The sequence below is a fragment of the Streptomyces sp. 6N223 genome (assembly GCF_052246635.1).
Classification (GTDB): Bacteria; Actinomycetota; Actinomycetes; order Streptomycetales; family Streptomycetaceae; genus Streptomyces.
This window is the reverse complement of record NZ_JBQQCA010000061.1, coordinates 37,067-43,167: the sequence shown is the minus strand read 5'-3', so window position 1 is coordinate 43,167 and position 6,101 is coordinate 37,067. Positions and strand designations below refer to the sequence as shown.

Genomic DNA, 6,101 nt, shown 5'->3' with positions numbered 1-6,101 from the left:
TCGTGTGAGCCAGACCCCAGTCACCATCGACGACCTTGGTGAAGAACACATGCCACACGCCGTTCTCGTCCTGGACCACCGACGGGTCCTTCGCCGCGACAGAGTTCAGATCCGACGCAGGCGCGATGACGGCCGCGTGGAGGGGCCGGGAGCGGGAGCGGCGTACTGAGGCAAGCATGGGGGGACTCCGTGGCGGCTCGGCCGGTGAACCCACCCACAAGAACATCGCCTGTCCATGGTGTCCGGCACGGTGGCGCGTGGGGGGACCTCACCGGAACAAAAACGGATGGTGCGTGTACGTGTCGTGTGCGGACCGTGGGGCGGGCACAGGCCGCTCACACCCGCCCTGCGTTCGTCATGCCGAACGCCGACCGGAGTGTCAGACAGGGATCCTAGGCATCCCAAGACGTTAGTCAACGTACGTCGTACGATTTTTTCAAGAGCGCGAGACCGACTCGACGTCTCCTGGCCGCGACTTAGCGTGTTTGTGCTGGTGGTGGCTGTGCTCGGTCACGTTGAGCGTGTGGTCGACGTGGCCCGGGGTGCAGCGGGCGCGCCAAAGGGGCCGTCACCCCGGTATCGGCGGGGTGACGGCCCTGGGTCCGCTGCCGGACGGCGGCGCTCAACCAGCGCAGCGCGAAGTCGGCTCTGCGGATGCGGACAGCGCTCTGGCTGCGCGGTCACTTCCATGGACCGGCGATCTGCCGAGCACCAGCCGGCTCGGAATCACCTTGACGGCGGGGGAAACTGGCAGAGCACCTCGCCGTTGCGGTCGAGGAACTGGTGCTTTCCGTTGTCCGTGAGGCGCATGCTCGTGGCTTGGTCCCAGATGGGTCGCTGACCCGACTTGATGCATTCGTCGTCGCCGTTGAAGACCGTCGTGCCGCTCTCGTCATAGACCACGAAATTGCCGTCCGTCTGGAAGACGGCCTGGTGGCCCCTGTCCCAGGTGCCCGCGTAGGACCACTGGGGCTCGCCCTTGTAGTAGAGGACAAGGTGGCCGTCTTCCTGGAGCCGCAGCGTGGTGTCGCCGTTTCCGGACGTCCACGCACCGTTCCGGTTGATGCTGGTCGGTGGTGTGAACGTGGCGTCCGCCGCCGGTTCGGCCTGGGCCGGTGTCTGTGCCGTCGCGGTGACCGCCGCCCCGCCGGCCAGCAGCATGACCGTCGCGGCCGCGACGGCCATCACGTTTCGGATGATCCGCACTGAGTTACCTCCTGGGGAATGGTCGGGCGGGCTCCGCTGTGTCAGGAGTGCCCGTCCATTGATTACCCGGGGTTTTTCACGGAAATCCGTCCCCCGTTCGGGGTAATGCTTCTCGGCCAACTCCGGGGAGGCGTGGTAAAAGGTTTTTTCGCTTTATTGGTGCCCTCATGGCAGAATTGGCGATCGAGAGAGCGAGGCCGATAAGTGACTTCTATATTCTGAAGATAGTGCAGTCCAATCAGGTTAAGAGGAGCCCGGTTCTCGGGCTCCCCGCTTCTTCACGCGACACGGCGTCGAACGATCACCGCGCCGCCGAGCGCGCGCAGCGGAAGCCGGTGTTGCCTCCGGTGCTGTCGGGGCTGTTGCTGGTGCGGGCTGCCACCCGGTAGCGGTTGCAGTAGGAGGCGTGGCACAGGTACGAGCCGCCGCGCATCACCCGGGAGACGTCCTTCGTCCACCAGTCGGCGCACCACTCCCACACGTTGCCCGAGACGTTGTGGAGGCCGTAGCCGTTGGGCGGGAAGGCGTTGACGGGCGCGGTGCCGGCGTAGCCGTCCTCGGCCGTGTTGTGGGTGGGGAAGCGGCCCTGCCAGATGTTGCAGCGGTGCTCGCCGCCGGGCGTGAGTTCGTCGCCCCAGGGGTAGCGCTTCTGGTCCAGGCCGCCGCGGGCGGCGTACTCCCACTCGGTCTCCGTCGGCAGCCGCGAGCCCTCCCAGCGGCAGAACGCGACCGCGTCGGCCCACGAGACGTGCACCACCGGGTGGTCCGCGCGGCCGGACAGGTCGCTGCCGGGTCCCTCGGGGGCCGCCCAGTACGCCCCCCTGACGCCACACCACCAGGGGGTGGCCTCGGGACGGGGGGAGTCGCGCCGCAGGTGGCCCGGGAGGAACTTCGCGAACACGTACGACCAGCCGAAGCGCTCGGCATCGGTGCGGTGGCCGGTGGCGTCCACGAAGGCGGCGAAGCGGGCGTTGGTCACGCAGTGCGCGTCGATCTCGAACGCCGCCACCGCCACCTCCCGGACGGGGCCCTCGTCGTCGCCGGCGTTGGCGTCCTCGTCCTCGCTGCCCATGCGGAAGGTGCCGCCGGGGAGTCGGACCCACTCACCCCATCCGTCCTGAGACGCCTGGGATCCCTGGGGCCCCTGGGATGGTTCGGACCCGCCGAGTGTGGTGAGCGTGACGGAGGTGGAGCCGGAGCGGCTGGGCGGGCAGCACCGGGGGGCGGACATGCGCGGGCTCCCTTCGGACGTCAGCGCGATCGGGCGGGGAACTGCGGGGCGTGCCAGGACACCGGCGTCGCGGCGCCGATCGGTGCCAGCCTGGCCTCCAGGTCGTCGGCCAGGGCGGCGCGGCCGGTGCTCCGCAGGTGCCGAGCGTACTGGGCCGGGTCGTTGTAGAACGTCGGGCCGGTCTGCAGCGTCGCCTGCATCGGGTCGGGCAGAGCCCCCGGGCCGCCGGCGTAGCGGTGCCACCACTCGGCGAGGTGGGAGCGCATCCGGGCGGTGAGCTCCGGCTCCTGCCCGTCGGCGAGCAGGTCGCGGGTGAGGTGCGGGTCGGCGGTGACGTCGAAGAGCGATTCCCACTCGGCGCGGAAGGCCCCGGGGTGGTAGGTGCGGATGTAGAGGTGGTCGCGGGTGCGCACCGCCCGCTGGTAGGTGTGGGCGCCGTGGCCGAACACGAGGTAGGGGCGGGGCTCGGCGAGCGGTTCGCCGCGCAGCGCCGGGGCGAAGGACTCGCCCTGCCAGCCCGGCGGTACGGGGATGCCCAGCAGCTCGCAGAGGGTGGGGGCGAGGTCGATGTGGTAGAGGAGGGAGTCGCAGCGGCGGGCGCCGGACGGGAGGGTGTCGGTGAGGCCCGGCCAGTACACGACCAGCGGCAGCCGGTGGGTCGGCTCGCTGGCCAGGCCGTGCTCGGCGTAGGAGCCCTGCTCGCCAAGGGACTCGCCGTGGTCGGCGCTGACAATGACCGCGGTGTCCTCGGCGATGCCCAGCTCCTCCAGCAGCGCGAGGAGCTGCCCGAAGTGGTGGTCCCAGTACATGATCGCGCCGTCGAAGCCGTTGACCAGCAGCTCGAAGTCGGCGCGGGTACGGATGGCGTCCGGCATCGAGTGCGGCTGCGGGGAGGGCCGGGGGCCGCCGAGGAAGCCGGCGTAGTGCAGGTCGAGCGCGCCGCGCGGGCCGTAGACGCGGGCGGCGTGGTCGTCGATGGCGGCCTGGTCCGGCCAGGCGGGCGCGGGTCCGGACTCGGCGGCCCGGCGCACCCATTCGGGGCCGATGAGGTAGTCGGTGTGGGGCTCCCAGTACGTCAGGTGCAGGTACCAGTCGTCCTGGTCGGCGTGGCGGCGGAGCCAGTCGAAGGCGACGGCGTTGATCTCGTGGGCCTCCTCGTCGTTGAGGCGGCCGGTGGCGCGGATGGACTCGCGGAAGTTGCCGTGGAAGAAGTACGCCCGGTGGCGCTCGGCGAACATCGACACGGCGGCGGTGTACCAGCCGTGCTGCTGGAGGCGCTGGCCCAGCAGCGGGCGGTCGCGGTGCGGGCCGTGCCCGGCGTCGAGGCGGAAGCGCGCGGCCTCGCCGAAGTGGCCGATGACGCCGTTGGTGATGCCGAACTGCCCGCTGGTCAGCGCGGTGCGGGAGGGCAGGCACGGCGAGTCGGAGGCGTAGTAGCGGTCGAAGACCACGCCCCGGTCGGCCAGGAGCTGGAGGTTGGGCGTGGTGGGGCGCCGGTAGCCGTAGGGCTGGGTGTGGTCGGCGCGCAGGGTGTCGACGTCGACGTAGATGATGCGCATGGCGTTCCGTACCTCCGGGTTCTCACTCAGGTGGCGTCGAGTGCCAGCAGCAGGCCGGCGAGGCTCGTGGTGAACGCCAGCGACAGCGGCTGGTGGCGTGCCGCGGCCAGGGCGGCGGCGGCCAGGCACACACCGGCGGCGCCCGCCAGCGAGGCCTGGCCGGTCAGGCTGCCGCGCAGCACGAGCACGGCGGTCACCAGCGCGGACAGCGCCGTGCGGTGCCAGGACAGCGCCGTGCGCTCCGCCTGGAGACCGGGTTCGCGCGCGGTCAACGCCGTCACCGCTCCGCCAGCACCAGCAGGACGACGGCGGTGCCGACCGCCGCGATGCCCCAGCTGAGCAGGAGGGGGAGCCGGGTCGCCGGCAGCGCGCCGCCGTGCCGCATCGCGCGCTGCACCCGCTGCCAGCGCCGGTAGGCCCCGACGCACAGCAGCGTGCCGGTGAGCGCGAGCAGCGCGCCGAGCGCCGCGCCCGAGAACCGGTGGGCGAGCGGCGCGACGAACTGCGCGACGGCGACGGCGCCGGCCAGCAGCGCCAGGCCGGTCCTGATCCAGGCCAGGAACGTGCGCTCGTTGGCCAGCGAGAACCGGTAGTCCGGCTCCTGCCCGTCCTCCGTTCTCACCGCGTGCTCACCTCTCGTACGCCCCCGTGGCCGGTCGGGGCAGCGCGACCTCGGGGAACCGCGGGTCGCGGTCCGCCGGGACGACGTCGGAGGTGGCGACCTGCCAGCGCAGCAGCTCCCGTTCGAAGCGCCGCTCGGTTTCGGCGTGCTCCGGGCGGCCCGCGAGGTTGACGGTCTCGTGCGGGTCGTCGCCGCGGTGGTACAGCTCCGGCGGCTCGTACAGCCGCCACAAGTAGGTCCACTCCATGTCGCGCACGGCCACGGCCTTGCCGACGAGCCGCGGGTGCGTGCGCAGCAGCTCGCTCTTGAGCTCGTAGGGGTAGGGCACCTGTTCCAGGACCGGCCCCTCATCCGCCAGGCCGCCGCCCTCGGTGACGGCGTACTCGCGGTGCTCGCGCGGGTCGCGCCCCGGCTCGCGCAGCACCGGCAGCAGGCTTCGGCCGAAGTGCTTGTGCGGGGCCTGGACCCCAGCCAGTTCGAGCACCGTCGGCAGTACGTCGACCAGCTCGGTCATGCCCTGGTACCGCTGTCCGGCGGGCAGGCGGCCGCCGCTGATGATCAGGGGATCGCGGGTGATGCAGGCGTCCATCGAGGAGGGCCACTTCTCGATGAGTCCGAAGTCGCCCATGTATTCGCCGTGGTCGGAGAAGAAGAGGCTGACGGTGTCGTCGGAGGAGCCCGAGGCGCGCAGCGCGGCCTGAATGCGGCCGACGTGGTCGTCGAGCCGGGAGACCATGCCGTGGTAGACGGCGGTGACCTCGCGCCACATCTCGGGGGTGACGCGGCCGAGGCCGTACCGCTGGCGGATCAGCTCCTTGAAGCCGGGCTCGTCCGGCTGCGGCGGCACGGCGTCGGGGATGGCGTCGCGGTCGTGCAGGGAGAACCACGGCTCCTGCGCCTGGAAGGGGTTGTGCGGGGAGAACAGCGGCACGAAGAGCACCCACGGCCGCGTCGGCGGCTCGGCCAGCCAGCGCTCGGCGGTCCGTACGGCCCCCTCGTCGTGGTCGATCAGCCCGTCGTCCGGGATCCGGCCCCGGTAGAACAGGCGGGCCGACACCTCGTCGGGGTACTCCTTGGGGCGCTGCTCCCGGGTGAGCTCCGCGCCCTCGGCGAAGCCGTACTCGTGGGCGCTCAGCTCGGTCACGCCCGGAGCGAAGTGGTCGCCGCGGGTGCCCGCCATGGCCACGTGGTAGCCGGCGTCCTTCAGGATGCGCAGCAGGTTCGGCTCGTCGGCGCGCAGCAGGTGGGTGAGCGTGCGGTGGCCGCGCACGTGCGGGTACCAGCCGGTCAGGAACGAGGCGCGGCTGGGCGAGCAGACCGGGTGCTGCGCGTACGCCTGCTCGAAGACGGTGCCGGCCCCGGCGAGCGCGTCGAGGTGCGGGGTGCGGGCGATGGGGCTGCCGAAGCAGCCCAGCGCGTCGGCGCGGAGCTGGTCCGGGACGATGATGACGAAGTTGGGGGCGTTCTCGGATGGTGTCATGCC

6 protein-coding genes are annotated in these 6,101 nt (G+C 71.6%); all 6 read right to left on the bottom strand.

Going from position 1 to position 6,101, the window contains the following annotated elements:
- Nucleotides 1-726: 726 nt before the first annotated feature.
- Nucleotides 727-1,206: a hypothetical protein gene (locus tag ACTWQH_RS27895; protein ID WP_443289546.1), complete on the bottom strand. Its 480-nt coding sequence runs from the start codon at nt 1,204-1,206 to the stop codon at nt 727-729.
- 301 nt (nt 1,207-1,507) lie between these two features.
- Entirely contained in the window at nt 1,508-2,437 is a 930-nt protein-coding gene (locus ACTWQH_RS27890; protein ID WP_443289545.1) for a formylglycine-generating enzyme family protein, read from the bottom strand.
- A gap of 20 nt (nt 2,438-2,457) precedes the next feature.
- Nucleotides 2,458-3,996, bottom strand: a complete 1,539-nt coding sequence (locus ACTWQH_RS27885) for a sulfatase family protein (RefSeq protein ID WP_443289544.1) — start codon at nt 3,994-3,996, stop codon at nt 2,458-2,460.
- Nucleotides 3,997-4,022: 26 nt separating this feature from the next.
- On the bottom strand, nt 4,023-4,277 hold the full coding sequence (locus tag ACTWQH_RS27880) for a DUF202 domain-containing protein (protein WP_443289543.1): 255 nt from the start codon (nt 4,275-4,277) through the stop codon (nt 4,023-4,025).
- On the bottom strand, nt 4,274-4,618 hold the full coding sequence (locus tag ACTWQH_RS27875) for a YidH family protein (RefSeq protein WP_443289542.1): 345 nt from the start codon (nt 4,616-4,618) through the stop codon (nt 4,274-4,276). The genes ACTWQH_RS27880 and ACTWQH_RS27875 overlap by 4 nt, the downstream gene beginning before the upstream one ends.
- 7 nt (nt 4,619-4,625) lie before the next feature.
- Nucleotides 4,626-6,098 carry a sulfatase-like hydrolase/transferase gene (locus tag ACTWQH_RS27870; protein ID WP_443289541.1) on the bottom strand — a complete coding sequence of 491 codons (1,473 nt, stop codon included), beginning with the start codon at nt 6,096-6,098 and terminating at the stop codon, nt 4,626-4,628.
- Nucleotides 6,099-6,101 lie beyond the last annotated feature (3 nt).